At 52.0% G+C, this 20,619-nt stretch carries 20 protein-coding genes; 15 read left to right on the forward strand and 5 right to left on the reverse strand.

Annotated features, from left to right (window positions below; all coding sequences use genetic code 11):
* Positions 1–135 precede the first annotated feature (135 nt).
* From OH663_RS13835 to OH663_RS13890, 12 genes are all read left to right on the forward strand, one after another.
* On the forward strand, positions 136–768 hold the full coding sequence (locus tag OH663_RS13835) for a fumarylacetoacetate hydrolase family protein (protein ID WP_200010236.1): 633 nt from the start codon (positions 136–138) through the stop codon (positions 766–768).
* A complete protein-coding gene (locus OH663_RS13840) occupies positions 765–1,529 on the forward strand; it encodes a fumarylacetoacetate hydrolase family protein (protein ID WP_045445747.1) in 765 nt (254 codons plus the stop codon). The genes OH663_RS13835 and OH663_RS13840 overlap by 4 nt, the downstream gene beginning before the upstream one ends.
* Positions 1,526–2,992 carry a 5-carboxymethyl-2-hydroxymuconate semialdehyde dehydrogenase gene (hpaE, locus tag OH663_RS13845; protein ID WP_200010238.1) on the forward strand — a complete coding sequence of 489 codons (1,467 nt, stop codon included), beginning with the start codon at positions 1,526–1,528 and terminating at the stop codon, positions 2,990–2,992. Before OH663_RS13840 ends, hpaE begins: the two co-directional genes overlap by 4 nt.
* Position 2,993: 1 nt before the next feature.
* Positions 2,994–3,851, forward strand: a complete 858-nt coding sequence (gene hpaD, locus OH663_RS13850; protein ID WP_200010239.1) for a 3,4-dihydroxyphenylacetate 2,3-dioxygenase — start codon at positions 2,994–2,996, stop codon at positions 3,849–3,851.
* Between the two features lie 12 nt (positions 3,852–3,863).
* A complete protein-coding gene (locus OH663_RS13855) occupies positions 3,864–4,244 on the forward strand; it encodes a 5-carboxymethyl-2-hydroxymuconate Delta-isomerase (protein WP_045445756.1) in 381 nt (126 codons plus the stop codon).
* A gap of 144 nt (positions 4,245–4,388) precedes the next feature.
* Complete coding sequence (gene hpaH, locus OH663_RS13860; RefSeq protein WP_045445759.1) at positions 4,389–5,192, forward strand: 2-oxo-hept-4-ene-1,7-dioate hydratase; 804 nt, start codon at positions 4,389–4,391, stop codon at positions 5,190–5,192.
* Between the two features lie 10 nt (positions 5,193–5,202).
* Complete coding sequence (hpaI, locus tag OH663_RS13865) at positions 5,203–5,994, forward strand: 4-hydroxy-2-oxoheptanedioate aldolase (protein ID WP_200010241.1); 792 nt, start codon at positions 5,203–5,205, stop codon at positions 5,992–5,994.
* Between the two features lie 69 nt (positions 5,995–6,063).
* On the forward strand, positions 6,064–7,440 hold the full coding sequence (hpaX, locus tag OH663_RS13870; RefSeq protein ID WP_045445765.1) for a 4-hydroxyphenylacetate permease: 1,377 nt from the start codon (positions 6,064–6,066) through the stop codon (positions 7,438–7,440).
* Between the two features lie 9 nt (positions 7,441–7,449).
* Entirely contained in the window at positions 7,450–8,340 is an 891-nt protein-coding gene (gene hpaA / locus OH663_RS13875; protein WP_200010243.1) for a 4-hydroxyphenylacetate catabolism regulatory protein HpaA, read from the forward strand.
* Between the two features lie 174 nt (positions 8,341–8,514).
* A complete protein-coding gene (hpaB, locus tag OH663_RS13880) occupies positions 8,515–10,077 on the forward strand; it encodes a 4-hydroxyphenylacetate 3-monooxygenase, oxygenase component (RefSeq protein WP_045445771.1) in 1,563 nt (520 codons plus the stop codon).
* 19 nt (positions 10,078–10,096) lie between these two features.
* Complete coding sequence (locus OH663_RS13885) at positions 10,097–10,609, forward strand: 4-hydroxyphenylacetate 3-monooxygenase reductase subunit (protein WP_045445773.1); 513 nt, start codon at positions 10,097–10,099, stop codon at positions 10,607–10,609.
* Positions 10,610–10,902: 293 nt separating this feature from the next.
* Positions 10,903–11,442 (forward strand): DUF2058 domain-containing protein, encoded by a 540-nt coding sequence (locus OH663_RS13890; protein ID WP_048220880.1) that lies wholly within the window; start codon positions 10,903–10,905, stop codon positions 11,440–11,442.
* Positions 11,443–11,557: 115 nt separating this feature from the next.
* On the opposite strand, the gene pgtA is transcribed toward OH663_RS13890, so the two are convergent.
* From pgtA to pgtC, 3 genes are read right to left on the reverse strand one after another with little or no spacing between them, the layout of a single operon-like run.
* Positions 11,558–12,805 (reverse strand): two-component system response regulator PgtA, encoded by a 1,248-nt coding sequence (gene pgtA / locus OH663_RS13895; RefSeq protein ID WP_200010254.1) that lies wholly within the window; start codon positions 12,803–12,805, stop codon positions 11,558–11,560.
* Complete coding sequence (gene pgtB / locus OH663_RS13900) at positions 12,795–14,789, reverse strand: two-component system sensor histidine kinase PgtB (protein WP_200010377.1); 1,995 nt, start codon at positions 14,787–14,789, stop codon at positions 12,795–12,797. The genes pgtA and pgtB overlap by 11 nt, the downstream gene beginning before the upstream one ends.
* An 11-nt stretch (positions 14,790–14,800) precedes the next feature.
* Positions 14,801–15,955 carry a phosphoglycerate transport regulator PgtC gene (gene pgtC, locus OH663_RS13905; protein ID WP_200010379.1) on the reverse strand — a complete coding sequence of 385 codons (1,155 nt, stop codon included), beginning with the start codon at positions 15,953–15,955 and terminating at the stop codon, positions 14,801–14,803.
* Between the two features lie 461 nt (positions 15,956–16,416).
* Here pgtC and pgtP point away from each other — a divergent pair, with 461 nt between their 5' ends.
* Positions 16,417–17,808, forward strand: coding sequence for a phosphoglycerate transporter PgtP (gene pgtP, locus OH663_RS13910; RefSeq protein ID WP_200010256.1), 1,392 nt, complete (start codon positions 16,417–16,419; stop codon positions 17,806–17,808).
* 118 nt (positions 17,809–17,926) lie between these two features.
* On the opposite strand, the gene OH663_RS13915 is transcribed toward pgtP, so the two are convergent.
* Entirely contained in the window at positions 17,927–18,169 is a 243-nt protein-coding gene (locus OH663_RS13915) for a YfdY family protein (RefSeq protein ID WP_048220878.1), read from the reverse strand.
* A gap of 439 nt (positions 18,170–18,608) precedes the next feature.
* Between OH663_RS13915 and lpxP the strand changes: the two genes are divergently transcribed.
* Complete coding sequence (gene lpxP / locus OH663_RS13920) at positions 18,609–19,529, forward strand: kdo(2)-lipid IV(A) palmitoleoyltransferase (protein ID WP_045445791.1); 921 nt, start codon at positions 18,609–18,611, stop codon at positions 19,527–19,529.
* A gap of 41 nt (positions 19,530–19,570) precedes the next feature.
* Here the strand turns inward: lpxP and OH663_RS13925 are convergent, their stop codons facing one another.
* The gene (locus OH663_RS13925; RefSeq protein WP_200010258.1) at positions 19,571–20,170 is read right to left on the reverse strand and encodes a lysozyme inhibitor LprI family protein; all 600 of its coding nucleotides are present in this window, start codon (positions 20,168–20,170) and stop codon (positions 19,571–19,573) included.
* Between the two features lie 357 nt (positions 20,171–20,527).
* On the opposite strand from OH663_RS13925, the gene ypdK reads away from it, so the two are divergent.
* Positions 20,528–20,599 (forward strand): membrane protein YpdK, encoded by a 72-nt coding sequence (ypdK, locus tag OH663_RS13930; RefSeq protein ID WP_010723117.1) that lies wholly within the window; start codon positions 20,528–20,530, stop codon positions 20,597–20,599.
* Positions 20,600–20,619 lie beyond the last annotated feature (20 nt).

Here is a 20,619-nt window from a genome sequence, read left to right on the forward strand (position 1 = left end):
GTGTAAATTTATTGTTAATCCGCTCACAAAACATTCACTTCTGTTTGCCAAACCTTTCCACAAAGCATAAAAGATAATCGTTAACATATTAATGAATTTTCTTTGATTCCTGAATCCATACCAGAGGAGTGGTAAATGAAAGGTACCATCTTCGCCGTAGCCCTTAACCATCGCAGCCAGCTTGATGCCTGGCGCAATGCGTTTCAGCAGGCTCCCTACAAAACGCTGCCGAAGACCCCGGTCTGGTTTATCAAACCGCGCAACACCGTTATCGGTAACGGCGAGACCATCCCCTACCCGAAGGATGAAACAGTACAGAGCGGTGCGACCGTGGCGCTGATTGTCGGCAAAACCGCCCACAAAGTAGCCACAGAAGAAGCTGCTGCTTATATTGCAGGATACGCGCTGGCTAATGACGTCAGCCTGCCGGAAGAGAGCTTCTATCGCCCGGCAATTAAAGCCAAATGCCGCGATGGTTTCTGTCCGATTGGCGCTCTCGCTACGCCGAGTAACGTCGATGAACTGACCATCATCACTGAAATCAACGGTCGCGAAGCAGATAGCTGGAACACCGCAGACCTCCAGCGCTCCTCTGCCGAGCTACTGAGCGCCCTGAGCGAATTCGCCACCCTTAAACCCGGCGACGCTATTCTGATCGGGACCCCGCACAACCGCGTAACGCTGAGACCCGGCGATCGCGTACGCATTCTCGCCGAAGGCTTCCCGACGCTGGAAAACCCGGTGGTTGCTGAAGGAGAGCTGGCATGAAACAAGCACGTATTGAGTGGCAGGGACAACATCACGATGTTCAGGTTGATGAACGCGGCCAGGTACAGTTAGAGAACGGCAAGCTGCTAAATGAGGGCGAATTCCGCTGGCTCCCCCCCGCCGACGGCACGCTGTTCGCGCTGGGTCTGAACTACGCCGATCACGCCAGCGAGCTGGAGTTTAAGCCACCAACCGAACCATTGGTGTTTATCAAAGCGCCAAACACCTTTATCGGCCACCAGCAGGAGTCGGTGCGCCCGGATAACGTCGAGTACATGCACTACGAGGCTGAACTGGTCGTGGTGATCGGCAAAACCGCGCGTAAAGTCAGTGAAGCCGACGCCATGGAGTACGTCGCCGGATACACCGTATGCAATGACTACGCCATCCGCGACTATCTGGAAAACTACTATCGCCCCAATTTACGGGTAAAAAGCCGCGATACCCTGACGCCGATAGGTCCCTGGATCGTCGATAAAGCGGATATTCCAGACCCACATAATCTGGCACTGCGCACCTGGGTCAACGGTGAACTGCGCCAGCAAGGCACCACCGCCGATCTGATCTTCAGCATTCCATTTCTGATCGCTTACCTGAGCGAGTTTATGACCCTGCAACCTGGCGACATGATCGCTACCGGCACCCCGAAAGGGCTGTCGGACGTAGTACCGGGTGATGAAGTGATCGTCGAAGTGGAGGGCGTCGGCCACCTGGTCAACCACATCATCAGCCAGCAGACATATGAGGAGAAGCTGTCATGAAAAAGATTAACCACTGGATCAACGGCAAAAATGTCGCGGCCACCGAATATTTCCACACCACTAACCCGGCGACCGGCGAGGTGCTGGCGGAAGTGGCCTCCGGCGGTGCAGACGAGGTGAATCAGGCAGTTGCGGCGGCAAAAGAGGCATTTCCGAAATGGGCCAACCTGCCGATGAAAGAGCGTGCGCGTCTGATGCGTCGTCTGGGCGATCTGATCGACCAGAACGTGCCGGAGATCGCTGCCATGGAAACCGCCGATACCGGTTTGCCCATCCACCAGACCAAAAACGTACTGATCCCGCGGGCGTCGCATAACTTCGAGTTCTTCGCCGAAGTATGCCAGCAGATGAACGGCAAGACCTATCCGGTCGACGACAAGATGCTGAACTACACGCTCGTGCAACCGGTCGGCGTCTGCGCGCTGGTGTCACCCTGGAACGTGCCGTTTATGACTGCCACCTGGAAGGTCGCGCCGTGCCTGGCGCTAGGCAATACCGCAGTGCTGAAGATGTCTGAGTTATCACCGCTGACCGCTGACCGCCTGGGCGAGTTGGCGCTGGAAGCCGGTATTCCGGCGGGCGTACTGAACGTGGTTCAGGGCTATGGTGCAACGGCGGGCGATGCGCTGGTTCGCCACCACGACGTACGCGCGGTGTCGTTTACCGGCGGAACCGCCACCGGCCGCAATATCATGAAAAACGCCGGGCTGAAAAAATATTCCATGGAATTGGGTGGGAAATCGCCGGTGCTGATTTTTGAAGATGCTGATATTGAGCGTGCACTCGACGCCGCACTGTTCACTATCTTCTCGATCAACGGTGAACGCTGCACCGCTGGCTCGCGTATCTTCATTCAGCAGAGCATCTACTCCGAGTTCGTTAAACGCTTTGCCGAACGCGCAAGACGTCTGCGCGTCGGCGACCCGAACGATCCGAACACCCAGGTGGGCGCACTGATTAGCCAGCAGCACTGGGAGAAAGTCTCCGGCTATATCCGCCTTGGTATTGAAGAAGGGGCGACCCTGCTGGCAGGAGGCCCGGATAAACCCACTGACCTGCCTGCACATCTGAAAAACGGCAACTTCCTGCGACCAACTGTGCTAGCGGACGTCGACAACCGCATGCGCGTGGCACAGGAAGAGATTTTTGGCCCGGTAGCCTGTCTGCTGCCGTTTAAAGACGAGGCGGACGGTCTGCGCCTGGCCAACGATGTGGAGTACGGCCTCGCCTCTTATATCTGGACCCAGGACGTCAGCAAAGTGCTGCGTCTGGCACGCGGCATCGAAACCGGAATGGTGTTCGTCAACACCCAGAACGTCCGCGACCTGCGTCAGCCGTTTGGCGGCGTGAAGGCTTCCGGCACCGGCCGCGAAGGCGGCGAATATAGCTTTGAAGTGTTCGCTGAAATGAAAAACGTCTGCATCTCGATGGGCGACCATCCGATCCCAAAATGGGGAGTCTGATATGGGAAAGTTAGCATTAGCAGCAAAAATCACTCACGTGCCGTCAATGTATCTCTCTGAACTGCCGGGTAAAAACCACGGCTGCCGTCAGGGAGCTATCGATGGGCACAAAGAAATCGGCAAGCGGTGTCGTGAGCTGGGCGTCGATACAATCATCGTTTTTGATACCCACTGGCTGGTCAACAGCGCCTACCACATTAACTGTGCTGACCATTTTCAGGGCGTCTACACCAGTAACGAACTGCCGCATTTTATCCGCGACATGACTTACGATTACAACGGCAACCCGGCGTTGGGCCACCTTATCGCCGACGAAGCGGTCAAGCTCGGCGTGCGTGCCAAAGCGCACAACATCCCAAGCCTTAAGCTGGAGTACGGCACGCTGGTTCCGATGCGCTACATGAACAGTGATAAACATTTCAAAGTAGTGTCGATCTCCGCGTTCTGCACCGTCCACGATTTCGCCGACAGCCGCAAACTGGGCGAAGCCATTCTGAAAGCGATTGAGAAATATGACGGCACCGTGGCAGTTCTGGCCAGCGGCTCACTGTCACACCGCTTTATCGATGACCAGCGCGCCGAAGAAGGGATGAACAGCTATACCCGTGAGTTCGACCACCAGATGGACGAGCGCGTAATCAAGCTGTGGCGCGAGGGCAAATTCAAAGAGTTTTGCGACATGCTGCCGGAGTACGCCGACTACTGCTACGGCGAAGGCAATATGCACGACACGGTGATGCTGCTCGGTCTGCTGGGCTGGGACTGCTATGACGGCAAAGTAGAGTTTATTACCGAGTTATTCGCCAGCTCCGGTACCGGCCAGGTCAACGCCGTATTCCCACTGCCCGAACAGGCATAAGGAGGATTCAGAATGCCGCATTTTATCGCCGAATGTACCGATAACATCCGCGAACAGGCCAACTTACCGGGACTGTTCGGCAAAGTGAACGAAGCGCTGGCGGCGACCGGCATCTTTCCCATCGGCGGCATTCGCAGCCGCGCCATCTGGCTGGATACCTGGCAAATGGCAGACGGTCTGCATGATTACGCCTTTGTACACATGACGCTAAAAATCGGCTCCGGACGCAGCCTGGAAAGCCGTCAGGACGTGGGCGATATGTTGTTTACGCTGATTAAGGCCCATTTCGCCACGCTGATGGAGAGCCGCTACCTGGCGCTGTCGTTTGAAATCAGCGAGCTGCACCCGACGCTGAATTACAAACAAAATAACGTACACGCATTGTTTAAATAGTACGCCTTTTCGCCCGGTGGGGCTGCGCTTACCGGGCCTGCAAAAGGCAAAAAAATACGAAGCAATATCAAACCGTAAGCCGGATAAGACACACCTGCGTCTTATCCGGCGCAGCAGCACCGAATGACGTAACAGGAAGCAATTATGCTTGATAAACATACCCATACTCTAATCGCCCAACGGCTAAACCAGGCGGAAAAACAGCGCGAACAGATCCGTGCTATCTCGCTGGATCACCCGACGATCACCATTGAAGACGCCTACGCTGTGCAGCGCGAATGGGTAAACATGAAAATCGCCGAAGGTCGCGTGCTGAAAGGACATAAAATCGGCCTGACTTCAAAAGCGATGCAGGCCAGCTCACAGATTAGCGAACCGGACTACGGCGCACTGCTGGATGATATGTTTTTCCACGACGGCAGCGATATTCCTACTGACCGCTTTATCGTCCCACGCATCGAAGTCGAACTGGCCTTCGTGCTGGCAAAACCATTGCGCGGGCCAAACTGCACCCTGTTCGACGTCTACAACGCTACCGACTATGTGATCCCTGCGCTGGAGCTGATCGACGCCCGCTGCCACAACATCGACCCGGAAACCCAGCGTCCACGCAAAGTCTTTGACACGATTTCCGATAACGCTGCCAACGCCGGGGTGATCCTCGGTGGTCGCCCCATTAAACCCGACGAGCTGGATCTGCGTTGGATCTCCGCCCTGCTCTATCGCAACGGCGTGATCGAAGAGACCGGCGTCGCTGCTGGAGTGTTGAATCACCCGGCCAACGGCGTGGCCTGGCTGGCGAATAAGCTGGCACCGTACGACGTCCAGTTGGAAGCCGGGCAGGTTATTCTCGGCGGCTCCTTCACTCGTCCGGTACCCGCGCGCAAGGGCGATACCTTCCACGTCGACTACGGCAACATGGGCGCAATTAGCTGCCGCTTTGTTTAAGGGGAACATAATGAATAACGCTTTTAAAGAAGCCTTAAAAGCGGGCCGTCCGCAGATTGGCCTGTGGCTGGGGCTAACCAGCAGCTACAGCGCTGAACTACTGGCCGGGGCCGGATTCGATTGGCTGTTGATCGATGGCGAACATGCACCGAATAACGTGCAAACGGTATTGAGCCAGCTTCAGGCGATCGCTCCCTACCCCAGCCAACCGGTGGTGCGACCATCGTGGAACGACCCGGTACAGATTAAACAACTCTTGGATATCGGTGCGCAAACCCTGCTGATACCGATGGTACAGAACGCCGACGAAGCCCGGCTGGCGGTGAAAGCCACCCGCTATCCGCCCGCTGGCATTCGCGGCGTCGGCAGCGCGCTCGCCCGCGCTTCGCGCTGGAACCGCATCCCGGATTACATCCATCAGGCCAACGACGCGATGTGCATACTGGTGCAAATCGAAACCCGTGAAGCGCTGAAAAACCTGCCGCAGATTCTCGACGTTGACGATGTCGATGGCGTGTTTATCGGCCCGGCAGATCTTAGCGCCGATATGGGTTTCAGCGGCAATCCGCAGCATCCGGAAGTACAGGCAGCCATTGAACACGCTATCGCACAAATTCGCGCTGCGGGTAAAGCACCAGGGATCCTGATGGCCAATGAACAACTGGCAAAGCGCTATCTGGAGCTTGGCGCACTGTTTGTAGCCATCGGTGTCGATACCACCCTGCTGGCACGTGGCGCAGAAGCCCTCGCCATGCGATTCGGATTGGAAATAAACGCGCCAGGTTCATCAGGCGTCTACTAATGCCAGGTGGCACAGCGCCCCCCGGCAACCCGCAGTACCCTACATAATTCCCATTAGAGGAAAATGATAATGAGCGACACATCATCTGCCATCCCGGAAAAGTTTGATCCGGCAAATCAGCACAAGCAGCTGACTGCGCAACAGCAGTCGGTTATTAACAAATTGTTTCGCCGCCTGATCGTATTTTTGTTCGTGCTGTTTATCTTTTCATTTTTAGATCGCATCAATATTGGATTTGCCGGATTAACCATGGGGCAGGATTTGGGCCTTAACGCCACCATGTTTGGCCTTGCTACCACCCTGTTTTATGTCACCTACGTGATTTTCGGCATCCCCAGCAACGTGATGCTTAGCATCGTCGGCGCTCGCCGCTGGATTGCCACTATTATGGTGCTGTGGGGCATCGCCTCCACCGCCACCATGTTTGCCACCGGCCCGAACAGTCTCTATCTCCTGCGTATGCTGGTGGGGATAACCGAGGCCGGTTTCCTTCCCGGTATTCTGCTGTACCTGACTTTCTGGTTCCCGGCCTTCTTCCGCGCTCGCGCCAACGCGCTGTTTATGATTGCCATGCCGGTCACCACCGCACTGGGGTCAATCGTCTCCGGTTATATTCTGTCGATGGACGGTATGCTTGATCTGCGCGGCTGGCAGTGGCTGTTCCTGTTGGAAGGCTTCCCGTCAGTGCTGCTCGGTATTATGGTCTGGTTCTGGCTTGATGATTCACCGTCGAAGGCAAAATGGCTGACGTCAGAGGACAAAAAGTGCCTGCAGGAGATGATGGATAACGATCGACTCACGTTGGTACAACCGGAAGGGGCGATCAGTCATCACGCCATGCAGCAGCGCAGCCTGTGGCGGGAGGTGTTTACGCCAATCGTGTTGATGTATACGTTAGCCTACTTCTGTTTGACCAATACGCTCAGCGCCATCAGTATCTGGACACCTCAGATCCTGAAAAGCTTTAACGAAAGCAGCAGCAATATCACCATCGGCCTGCTGGCGGCGATCCCGCAGATTTGTACTATCCTCGGGATGATCTACTGGAGCCGCCACTCCGATAAACATCGAGAACGTAAGCATCATACAGCCCTGCCGTTTCTGTTTGCCGCTGCGGGCTGGCTGTTAGCTTCTGCCACCGATCACAACCTGATCCAATTGCTGGGGATCGTGATGGCTTCTACCGGATCGTTTAGCGCAATGGCCATTTTTTGGACCACTCCGGATCAGTCGATCAGCCTGCGCGCCAGAGCTATCGGTATCGCGGTAATCAACGCTACCGGCAATATCGGATCGGCAATCAGCCCGTTGATGATCGGCTGGCTGAAGGATGTTACCGGCAGCTTCAGCAGCGGCTTGTGGTTCGTTGCCGCCCTGCTGGTCATTGGTTCGGTGATTATCTGGCTTATTCCGATGAAAGAATCGCGTCCTCGCGCGACGCCGTAAGGAGCCACTATGTGCCAGAGCCCTGTCGCCAATATCGATATCAACAAAGAGTACGATGAGAGTCTGGGGACGGAAGATGTGCATTATCAGTCGTTTGCCCGCATGGCTGAGTTCTTCGGCCGCGATATGCAAGCGCACCGTCATGACCAGTATTTTCAGATGCACTTCCTCGATACCGGGCAGATTGAACTGCAGCTCGACGATCATCGTTACTCGGTTCAGGCACCGCTGTTTGTCCTGACGCCGCCCTCGGTGCCGCACGCCTTTATCACCGAGCCTGATAGCGACGGTCACGTGCTGACAATGCGGGAGGATCTGGTCTGGCCGCTTCTGGAAGTACTTTACCCCGGCACGCGGGAAGCTTTCGGCCTGCCGGGTATCTGCCTGTCGCTGGCCGATAAGCCCGACGAGCTGGCGGCACTGGCGCACTACTGGCGGTTGATTGAACGCGAATCAACCTCGCAACTGCCGGGACGTGAACACACTCTGACGCTGCTGGCGCAGGCGGTGTTCACCCTGCTATTACGTAATGCGAAACTTGACGATCATGCCGCCAGCGTGATGCGCGGCGAGCTAAAACTATTCCAGCGTTTTAACCAGCTTATCGATACCCACTATCACCAGCACTGGACGGTGCCAGCCTACGCCTGTGAGCTGCATCTTACCGAATCAAGGCTGACCGATATCTGCCGACGCTTCGCTAATCGCCCGCCCAAGCGACTGATTTTCGACAGGCAGCTGCGCGAGGCCAAGCGGCTGCTGCTGTTTTCCGATAGCGCGGTAAACGAGATAGCCTGGCAGTTGGGTTTTAAAGACCCGGCTTATTTCGCTCGTTTTTTCAACCGTCTTGTCGGCTGTTCACCAAGCGCGTTCAGAACAAAAAAAATACCGGTGTCGTGATTCCCCTCGCCCTAACAAACTAAACGACACCCGGATCACAGAACGCTATCTCACCTGAAAAGTACCCACTGTTGACTTAAAAGTCTCTTCACGAAAACCTCGTTAACCGCCTTAATTGAGCAACAAAAATAAAACATAAATTTAACACCCCGATTAATACTGAAGAGGTCCCCTATGAAACCTGAAAATTTCCGTGCAGACGTTAAACGCCCGTTAACCGGTGAAGAGTATTTGAAGAGCTTGCAGGACGGTCGCGAAATCTATATCTACGGCGAACGCGTTAAAGATGTGACCACACATCCAGCTTTCCGCAACGCCGCCGCTTCCGTTGCCCAGATGTACGATGCGCTGCATAAACCCGAGTTACAGGACACCCTGTGCTGGGGTACCGATACAGGCAGCGGCGGCTACACCCACAAGTTCTTCCGCGTCGCGAAAAGCGCCGACGATCTGCGCCAGCAGCGCGACGCCATCGCCGAATGGTCACGTCTGAGCTACGGCTGGATGGGCCGCACCCCGGACTACAAAGCCGCATTTGGCTGTGCGCTAGGCGCGAACCCAGGATTTTATGGGCAGTTTGAACAGAACGCCCGCAACTGGTACACCCGTATTCAGGAAACCGGCCTGTACTTTAACCATGCCATCGTCAACCCGCCTATCGACCGCCATAAGCCAGCCGACGAAGTGAAAGACGTCTACATCAAGCTGGAGAAAGAGACCGACGCCGGAATCATCGTCAGCGGCGCGAAAGTCGTGGCCACCAACTCAGCGCTGACTCACTACAACATGATTGGCTTCGGATCTGCACAGGTGATGGGCGAAAACCCGGACTTCGCGCTGATGTTCGTCGCGCCAATGGATGCTGAAGGGGTCAAGCTTATCTCCCGCGCCTCCTATGAGCTGGTGGCCGGAGCAACCGGATCGCCATACGATTATCCCCTCTCCAGCCGCTTCGACGAAAACGATGCGATCCTGGTGATGGATAACGTGCTTATCCCATGGGAAAACGTACTTATTTATCGCGATTTTGACCGCTGCCGTCGCTGGACGATGGAAGGTGGCTTCGCGCGTATGTATCCGTTACAGGCCTGCGTACGCCTGGCGGTGAAACTTGATTTTATCACCGCCCTGCTGAAGCGCTCGCTGGAGTGCACCGGTACCCTGGAGTTCCGTGGCGTACAAGCCGAGCTTGGCGAAGTGGTAGCCTGGCGCAATATGTTCTGGGCACTGAGCGATTCGATGTGCGCCGAAGCAACGCCGTGGGTCAATGGCGCGTATCTGCCGGATCATGCTGCGCTGCAAACCTATCGGGTGATGGCGCCGATGGCCTACGCCAAAATCAAAAACATTATTGAACGCAGCGTAACCAGCGGTCTGATCTACCTGCCGTCCAGCGTACGTGATCTCAACAACCCACAGATAAACGAATACCTGGCAAAATACGTGCGCGGTTCGAACGGCATGGATCACGTCGAGCGCATTAAGATCCTCAAACTGATGTGGGACGCTATTGGCAGCGAATTTGGCGGTCGGCATGAGCTGTATGAAATCAACTACTCCGGCAGCCAGGATGAAATTCGTCTGCAGTGCCTGCGTCAGGCCCAAAGCTCCGGCAACATGGACAAAATGATGGCGATGGTGGACCGCTGCCTGTCTGAATACGACCAGAACGGCTGGACAGTACCACACCTGCACAACAATACCGATATCAACATGCTGGATAAACTGCTGAAGTAACCAGCAGCGGGAGGCCACAATGCAATTAGATGAACAACGTCTGCGTTTTCGCGATGCCATGGCCAGTCTGTCGGCCGCCGTTAACGTCATCACCACCGAAGGCGAGGCGGGCCGTTGCGGTATCACCGCCACAGCGGTCTGTTCGGTGACCGATACGCCACCATCACTAATGGTCTGTATCAACGGCAATAGCGCGATGAACCCGGTGTTTCAGGGCAACGGTAAGCTGTGTATCAACGTGCTGAACCACGAACAGGAAGTGATGGCCCGCCACTTCGCCGGGATGACCGGTATGGCGATGGAAGACCGTTTCAACCTTTCATGCTGGCAGAAAGGCACACTGGGCCAGCCGGTTCTGAAAGGCTCGCTGGCGAGCCTCGAGGGTGAGATTAGCCAGGTGCAGACCATCGGCAGCCATCTGGTCTATCTGGTGGAAATCAGGAACATTACCCTGGGCCAGCAAGGACACGGTCTGATTTACTTTAAACGCCGTTTCCATCCGGTGAAGATGGAAATGGAAATGGTGGTGTAGTTTCCGCCGCCTTAGCCCTCTCCCACCGGGAGAGGGTACTGTATGGCATCCTTCACAAATCCCACGCCTTATTTATCACTCAGTTTCCAGTCATCTCAATCACATAATTACGCCTACTCGCCCTCATACCTGACAGCGTACTCCGGCAAATGGGATTGAGGTGAGAAGATCCGCAGGTTACCTGGCTCTGGCCTTCGCTTCAGAAGCGGACTGGCGAAGCTACCGCATCTGGCATCCCGTCGAACGTTGAGGTTATAATCCTGACAACGATTTTATTGGATTCAGAAACGAACATGACAAAACTCACCCTACAAGAGCAGATGCTGAAAGCTGGCTTAGTCACCAGCAAAAAAATGGCGAAAGTGCAAAGAACGGCTAAAAAATCGCGTGTTCAGGCTCGCGAAGCCAGAGAAGCGGTAGAAGAAAATAAAAAAGCGCAAATTGAGCGTGATAAACAGCTTAGTGAACAGCAAAAACAAGCTGCCTTATCTAAAGAATATAAAGCGCAGATTAAGCAGCTAATTGAGATGAACAGAATTACCATTTCTCATGGCGATATTGGCTATAACTTTACCGATAATAATCTTATTAAAAAAATATATGTTGACAAGGTTACCCAAACCCAGTTGATCAAAGGACGTCTTGCCATTGCACGTCTGGTTGCTGAAAGTGACCGCGATAGCGAATACGCGATTATACCAGCAGTTGTGGCTGATAAGATTGCGCAGCGCGATGCAAGCTACATTGTATTAAATTGCGAATTGAGCCAGGAAGCGAAAGACGAGGACGATCCGTACGCTGATTTTGTCGTGCCTGATGATTTGATGTGGTAAACCCAATACTCAGATATTAATTCGCAAATCTGGCATATTTTGGTGATCATTAAAACGATCACCAAAATATGCCAGAAGATAGAACCAGAGACCGGCAGGTCAAACCAACAATACGTTAAAACTTATAGTGTTCTTTGCTAAGTCCATATTTCCTCATCCGCAAATACAGTTTCTTACGCGGTATTTGCAGATACTCTGCCACCTCATTAATTCGCCCCTGATGAATATTTAACGCTTCGGTTATTATTTGCCGTTCGTACTCTTCGATCCGACGGTCCAGGGGTGTCGGTTCAGACATGTGCATCTGCGGATTGGCGGTTTCTGCCAGTGGGAGCAATCCAACGGCAAAAAGCTCCGCGGCATTCGCCAGTTCCCGGACATTACTTAGCCATGCTCGACGCCGCATAGTTTTCAATAGCTCGGTGTCTACCTGTGGAACAGGATGGTTCAGCCGCAGGCAGGCTTTATGCAGGTAGTGGCGAAACAATGGCTCGATATCGTCCGGGCGCAATGACAGTGGCTGGCAACCAATTTGCGTCATGGCAAAACAATAATAGAGCTCCGCGACAATTTGGTTTGTTGCTGCCAGTTCTACCAGCGATGTCGCCCCAATGCCAATTAAGCGAAAAGGACGCTGATCCTGACTTTGCAGGTGAACCAGATGGTGTTGTTGTTCGCGCGTCAGACACTCAAGATGGCTCAATACCAGCGTCCCTCCCTGCGCCCTGGCGATGAGTTCATTAAGTTGATCCGCTTTCCCGGATGTCAGCTCTTCCCGAATAAATGGTCCCTGGGCGTTACGCCCCAGTTGATGCAAATACCGTGCACCCGTCAGGCGACCCGTACCAGGCTCACCATAAAACCAAACGGCAATATCTGTTTCTGCCAGTTGTTGTAAACGCTGCCGATACTGATTTGCCCAGTCACTGTACCCGACCAGTTCAACCTGTAGCTTTTGCTGGCAATAGTGACGACGGGCAATCACCGATTGCCGGTGCCGCAAGGCCTCCTCGACCTGCACCAGCAGTTTGCCGGGATCGATCGGTTTTTGCAGGAAATCCCATGCGCCTTTTTTCACCGCATCCACCGCCATCGGCACATCGCCATGTCCGGTGATCAACAGAATTGGCAGTTGATTATCATCCTGATGAAATAAGGTCATCAGATCGATCCCGGAACACCCCGGCATACACACATCACTTAATACGACCCCAGGCCAGTCAGCCGGTACCCAATTTCTTGCGTCAAAGGGATTATTACAGGCTTGTACGCGGTAACCCGCCTGTTCAAGCAACAGCGTGTAAGCGTCAAGTACATCGGCATCATCATCAATTAGCAGAACAGAATATTCATCACTCAACATCTTTTATATCCGTCAGGTTGAATTGCAGTACTACGCAGGCATTGCGCCTCAACGTCGACGCCAGGCGCAACTCGCCTTTCATCTGCGTCATCAACGATACACAAATCGATAAGCCAATCCCGAGTCCAACATCCTTACTGGTGGTGAACGGCTTCAAAAGAGACGGCAGCAACGCCGCAGGCCAGCCGGGACCATTATCACTGATAATTACGCTCAGCGTGTGGCCCTGCACTTGCCAGGACACCTCAATTTCGGCGGCTATCGGGCAGGCATCCAGCGCATTTGCCAGCACGTTAACCAGCACTTGCTGAATTCTCACTTCATCACCCAGTACCCATATGGTTTCTTCAGGCAGTGTAAGCGTGCCCTGCTGTGGCTTATGCCGCATAGCTAACAGCTCCCAGGCTGCACTGAGATTTTGGCGCAAATCGACCGGATGTAGCGGAGCTCCCGGTTCAGCTCGCCGCGCAAACTGCCGCAGTGAGCGGATAATGGCATCAATACGGGTAATCAGCCCTTCTGCTTTGGTTAAGGTGCTCCTTGCCTGGGCTAACTGACCTTGTTCGATAGCCCTTCCCGCGGTAAACAGATACATCGACAGCGCGTTCAGCGGTTGGTTAATCTCATGCGCCAGCGTGGTCATAGTCTGGCCGACCACCGCCAGTTTTGCCGTCTGAATAAGCTCGTCCTGCGTCGCGCGTAAATCGGACTCAATCTCCTTACGCTCCGCGACTTCCTGCTCAAGCTGCCTTTTTTGCGTCCCAAGCTGACCCAGCGTGTGACGCAGTAAACGCGCGATGCGTCCTAACTCATCACGCCCATAAACCGGGATGGTCGCATCGGTTCTACCCAGACCTATTTGCACCACAGCCTGATTGAGCGCAGTAAAACGCTTCACCAGTCGCGAGCGGATAAAATAGTGGTTTAATCCCCAGGCCAGCAGCAGCGCCAGAAGAGTCGCCAGCAGAATAATTCCACCGCTGACGCGAACAATCTGCTCCAGCCGCTGGTTAAACATCTGCATTTGCTGATGGCTGCTACCCAGTTGTGCTTCAAGCAGCGTTCTGAAGCGTCCGAGCGTAGCTTCTCTGGCGTGACTGGCATCCACGAGTGCTTTCTGCGCGGCGACATAGTCGCGCATGGTATCGGGCATTTTATTTTTCATCATCCCGATCTCCAGCAATTCATCGATAGTTTGCCGCAACGTTATCGTACTGGGCCAGTCATCAAGGGTTCGAATATTTTCATCTGCCGTTTTCTTCAGATTCTCCAGATAGCGAATGTGAGTCTCCACCAGCATTCCATCATCGCTACCTGACTTCAGCTCATTCAGCCTGTCGCGCAAGTCATCAACGATTTGATTCTCAATTCTCGCCAGTGTGTAGACCTGCTGCTGTTCATTTTGCACTTCCCTGGCGCGTTTCAGATATTGAGCCTCATCACCGTTCTTCGCTTCAATCTGATCCAGCAGTGTTCCTTGCTGCCAGGTAAAATCCTGCACCAAGGAATTCAGCTCCGTCGTAAAATCATCATGCAGCCAGTCAATGCGCGCGGAAAGTTCGCTAACTTTTTCGCGAACCAGGAACATGTTGTAGAGCACCCTGTCCAGCTCTGCCATCAAAGCACGGCTGTCCTGCAAAATAACGACCAGTTGCTGTTGCTCCTCTGACTGTAACCCCTGGCTCAACGCCTCAATCTTATCCAGATGCTGAATTATCTGGTTGCGCAGTTGTAGTCTTACCGTTGTGTTGGGTGCCAGCAGGAACTCATTAAGCTGATCAACCACCAGATTGAGATTCCCTTCAATCAAAAAAGCGGAATGGACACGCGGAAAATAGTCATTAAGCGAATAACGGATCTGCGAACTCTGCTCGTGCCAGGAATACAAACTGACACAGCTCACGCTTAACGTCAGCAGCGCTCCTGTCAGGAAAGCGCCTCGCAGACTGCTGCTGATGCTGAGCTGGCGAAGGCGTTGTAGTATCGAGCCGGTTTTCATTTTAATTCTTCCAGTTTCGATATGACCTGACGCTGATTTTTAAGAAACCAGAGTTGCCACTCCATCATCTGCTGTTCCGCAAAGCTTTTATTATCAAACCGGGCAAGCCATGCTTCATCTTCGCTACTCTGCGGATCGATCGGAACACTGGTCAACAACGCTCTAATTTCAGGTAGCGGGTGTTTCAGGCGCGCTTCCGCACTGTATAACGCCCGCCAGGCATCCTTCAGTTGCGCGAGACGGAAACTAATAGCGGTATCAAACATCCGCTGTACCAGCTGTTGTCGTTTCAGGATAAGACGATAATTTAACGGTGACTGATTCAACAGGAACGCCTGCTGACTCGCGCGCGGGTTATCAGCAGCCAGCTGCGTTACCGGATATTTCCCCGTATTGGCATCCGCGAGGATCCTTTGTCCTTCCGGACTCAATAGATAGCGAATGAAGCGGCGTGCTTCATTCGCGTGCTGACTGTTCTTCAGCACGGCCACGTAAGTAGGCGAAACCGCAGAATGCGGGAAATAGGTAAAGGCCAGATGCGGATCGTTAAGCAGCAAATTAGCGTAGTTATCAATGACCGGCCCAGCGACGCCCAGTCCGCTCTTAATTTTGTCTGCGACACCAAAACTCCGTGACGAAATTGTCACCAGATTTCCGGCACTTGCCAGCAACGTCGCCCACCCCTGCTCCCACCCTTTTTGCTGAAGCAGTGATTCTATCATCAGGTGATTGGTATCGGAGCGCGACGGGCTACTCATCAGCAATGCCCCCTGATATCTGGGGTGCGTTAAGTCCCCCCAGTCAGTCGGGGGCGGCAGGTGTCGCGCAGCCAGCGCAGAACGGTTAATCAGCAGACCAAAGCCCGATATTGCCACCGCCACGGACGTTGAGCGGATCGACTCTGGTACCAGCCGCTGGCTTTCTGGTAGCGCATTATCACAAGGTGCAAGCTTTTGATGCTCCTGAAGATGCTGCAAAAGCATGGGAGATGAAGTCAAAATAAGATCGACATTTTCCGCATTCGCGGTATCAAGCAGTTGCTCAAGAGAGGAACTGGTCCGGTTGAGCGTACGAATCATCACTGACCCAGGCTCCGTTTGCCAGCGCTGGATAATCCAGGCCGTGGCCCCTGGCGAGAACGTTGTCGCCATTACCAGCTCTTTCCCCTGCGCAAGGCTGGCCGCCAACAACGATATAAAAAAGAGCGAGATGGCAAAAATCCATCCCCGACAGAAAAACCTGTTTGTGATCCCGTTCATAAATACCAACATATTCGAAAAATAATATTGAGACAAAAGTTACCCGTTTGATAGCACCGCGAAGGGAGGATAAGATTGTTATCAAAATAACCAATCAGTAAGCTAAAACATGAGCAAAGAATACCTTAAAACACCTGTCAATTTTGTTAATACCCGCACACGCTGATAATAAAAACCAACTGAAAATAATAAAAATAAAGACCACTTAATTTAAATGGGTCAAATCCAGTCGCATTCCCAACAAAATGAGTCAATATTGACACATTTCATCAACTTGAGTTTCTTCATCATCTATTTCACTCTTCTTGCCGAACCTCCCTGATATTCACATCAATATAAATTTAGGTGATGATATGTTTTCAATATTCAAGACAGGGCCATCGGCAAATAAAGTCCCGACGAAAAAAATCCACGAGACATATAGTCGATACCGAATGCAAGCTCTACTTAGCGTATTTCTCGGTTATCTTGCGTACTATATTGTACGTAATAACTTCACGCTCTCCACTCCATATCTGAAAGAGCATCTGGATCTCAGCGCAACGCAGATTGGTTTACTCAGTAGTTGCATGCTTATTGCTTACGGGATCAGTAAAGGCATTATGAGTAGCCTGGCTGATAAGGCCAGTCCTAAGGTCTTCATGGCATGCGGCCTGATACTGTGCGCGATTGTGAATGTAGGGTTGGGATTCAGCACCGGATTCTGGATTTTTGCCGCGCTGGTTGTCTTCAACGGATTATTCCAGGGGATGGGTGTTGGCCCATCGTTTATTACCATCGCAAACTGGTTCCCGCGTAAAGAACGTGGACGCGTTGGCGCATTCTGGAATATCTCTCATAACGTTGGCGGTGGTATTGTCGCGCCTATTGTTGGCGCAGCCTTTGCCATTCTGGGCAGCGAACACTGGCAAAGCGCTAGTTATATCGTCCCTGCCTGCATTGCTGTACTGTTTGCCTTTATTGTTCTGATGCTGGGAAAAGGTTCACCGCGCGAAGAAGGTTTGCCAACGCTGGAACAAATGATGCCGGAAGAAAAAGTGGTGCTCAATACCCGGCACGTTACCCAGGCTCCGGAAAATATGAGCGCCTTCCAGATCTTCTGTACCTATGTTCTGCGTAATAAGAATGCCTGGTATGTTTCACTGGTTGACGTGTTTGTCTACATGGTGCGCTTTGGCATGATCAGTTGGCTGCCTATTTATCTGTTAACCGAAAAACATTTTTCGAAAGAACAAATGAGCGTTGCTTTTCTGTTTTTCGAATGGGCAGCAATTCCTTCCACGCTACTGGCAGGCTGGCTCACCGATAAACTGTTTAAAGGTCGTCGTATGCCGTTGGCAATGATTTGTATGGCGCTGATATTCGTCTGCCTGATCGGCTACTGGAAAAGCGAATCCCTGCTGATGGTAACCATTTTTGCCGCAATTGTTGGTTGCCTGATTTATGTTCCACAGTTCCTGGCATCCGTGCAAACCATGGAAATCGTCCCCAGCTTCGCAGTTGGCTCTGCCGTAGGATTACGCGGATTTATGAGCTACATTTTTGGCGCTTCACTGGGAACCAGCCTGTTTGGTGTGATGGTTGACAAAATGGGCTGGCATGGTGGTTTTTATCTGCTGATGGGCGGAATAGTGTGCTGCATCCTGTTCTGCTATCTGTCTCATCGCGGTGCGCTAGAGCTGGAGCAACAGCGAAAAAATGCCCAGCAAGAAGAAGCGTCATTACAGCTTGCTGATGCCCGCTAATCCACTTTAGATCGGCAAAAAAAGTGCCAGCAATGCTGGCACTTAAGAATCATCGCATGAAAGATCAGAAAAACCATCAACGTGATACTAATTTTATTTTCAACCGTGTCGCATCAAGCTAATGCTTACTGTCTCCCACCATAAAGCGAATGATCAGACCACATGTTGGGGCAAGAAAAAGAAATAACCCAGTGACCATTTCATCACCGGTAGTCAACCACATGGTAACGAAATATATTAATGCCGAAAGGATGGCCATACCGATAAAAGAACTGATTGACGCCCAAACGCCCATAACCTGCCAGATGTAGCAGCTGACGCTCAGAATACACAATACGAGAAAGGTCCAGAAATAGAGCATAGCGGTACCTCCTGTCTGCCGTAAAACTTCACGTAAGTCCTTACGCTCCTTGTATTTATATTCTAAGACAATTCCTATCGGCACGCAATTCAGGCAACAATTATGTAACAATGATTGCATCATCCCTTGTTGAATGGAGTTTTATCGTATTTTATTTAACCATCATAAAAACAACGTATTATATCTGGCTTCATTGTTCTTCTTGTCCACCTGAAAACATTTACTCTTCTTGATTATTTATCTCTGGCTGACATTAATCTCCAGGTGGTACATTATACGTCCGATCATTAATGCTCCCCGTGGTTTTGTCCTGACTCAGTTTTACACTCTTTACAGGAACCATCGTCGCTCATGGTGGCCTAACGATCAGTATCAGAGTGTACCGCTGTAGATAAAGAATCTTCGCGATACAACATTTTCGTATCAACAGCAGGTGCTTATGTTCCCCCAATGTAAATTTTCACGCGCGTTTTTGCATCCGCGTTACTGGCTCACATGGTTTGGTGTCGGTGTGCTCTGGTTACTGGTGCAACTCCCCTATCCGGTTTTGTGCTTTCTGGGCACTCGCACCGGTACGCTTGCACGCCCGTTTTTAAAACGTCGTGAATCTATTGCACGTAAAAATCTCGAACTCTGTTTCCCGAATTTATCCCAGCAAGAGAGAGATAAACTGGTCGAAGAAAACTTTCGCTCACTCGGGATGGCTTTGCTTGAAACAGGTATGGCCTGGTTTTGGCCTGACAGCCGGGTACGTAAATGGTTTGACGTTGAAGGGCTGGATAACCTGAAACGTGCTCAAACTCAAAACCGTGGCGTGATGGTAGTAGGCGTACACTTTATGTCGCTGGAGCTGGGTGGTCGCGTAATGGGACTTTGCCAACCGATGATGGCAACCTATCGCCCACACAACAATAAGTTAATGGAGTGGATACAAACTCGTGGACGTATGCGCTCAAACAAAGCCATGATCGGCAGAAATAATCTGCGAGGCATTGTCGGTGCACTGAAAAAAGGAGAGGCCGTATGGTTTGCTCCCGATCAGGATTACGGTCGCAAAGGAAGTTCGTTCGCCCCATTCTTCGCGGTGAAAGATGTAGCAACGACCAATGGTACCTATGTACTGTCACGGTTGTCCGGTGCCGCAATGCTGACTGTCACGATGGTGAGAAAAAAGGATAACTCCGGTTACCGTCTGTTTATTACGCCAGAGATGGAAGGCTACCCGGCTGATGAGAACCTGGCGGCGGCTTATATGAACAAGATTATCGAAAAAGAGATCATGCGAGCACCCGAGCAGTATCTCTGGATCCACCGTCGTTTCAAAACAAGGCCCATGGGCGAAGCTTCGTTATATATCTAAAAAGAAAGGCCATTCGGCCTTTCTTTTTTTCTGCGACGGAATTACCTGACACCCCATTTGTTCTGTAATTCAGACATCCGCTGGCTATATTCGCGGGAGAGACAGGCAGGCTTATCCTGCTCTTTCCAGCACTCGTTGCGTCCTTTTATCCAACCGCGCTGCTCCGCTTTCAACATCGGATCATTCTTCGATTTAACCAGCGCCTGCTGGTATACAGCATTCAACTTCACATCCATCGCGGAAAGTGACGGGCTGTGGCAAATAATCTCTTCCATGCTTCCCTTGTCGACTGCAGAACATGAAAAGGTCGGGCCAGCATTAGATGATTTTTTTACCGGAGCATAACTCTTATTATCTTCCGGCAGACAGACCCCGTGTTTACGATTAGGACCAGTCCAGGAAACATCCGGGTTCCCGTCATCTTTACGGGAAATGGAGACGGTATTTTTACCGCTTTTTGCCTCCCAGTAATTTTCATTGAATTTTTTAACGATCGCTTTTTCGCCGTTAATCCAAACATTACCTGTACCGTCACTATTCACGCCACCAATACTTGCACAGCTGAAATTCAGTGCCAGCGGAGCCGCTGCCATCGACGTCAGTGGCGTAATAATGAGTGCTAACATCATTAGTCTGGTCATATCTAACCTTTCTTATCGAAATTTTCGCAAAAAATATCCGCATTTATATCATGGGGATATGAGAATTATCTGAGTAAACATTGCGTCGCCCAATAGCAATTCATTACAGATAGAAATCAAACTGTCGCCGAATCACGACACTCGTAAGTTACTAAAATTAAATAAAAAAATGCCTCTTGTCTCACCTCATTTTTAGGCGTACATTAGCGCCGTCTGGAGCATTAAAGCTCAGAATTCTGAGGTGATGCAGCGTAGAAAACGAGGGGTATTCTCTGGTTTGCTCACAGTGGCATCAGCTCTCTGTCAGGTAAGTGTATGTTCATTTAGGCGTGCTTTTGGTACGCGGAGAGATGAAAAGTGAAATATTTCTTTATGGGCATTTCATTTATGGTCATCGTTTGGGCCGGTACTTTTGCCCTGATGATCTAAATAAAAAGATGCAGCAAAAA

The organism is Citrobacter sp. Marseille-Q5395, from assembly GCF_947057495.1.
Classification (GTDB): domain Bacteria; phylum Pseudomonadota; class Gammaproteobacteria; order Enterobacterales; family Enterobacteriaceae; genus Citrobacter; species Citrobacter murliniae.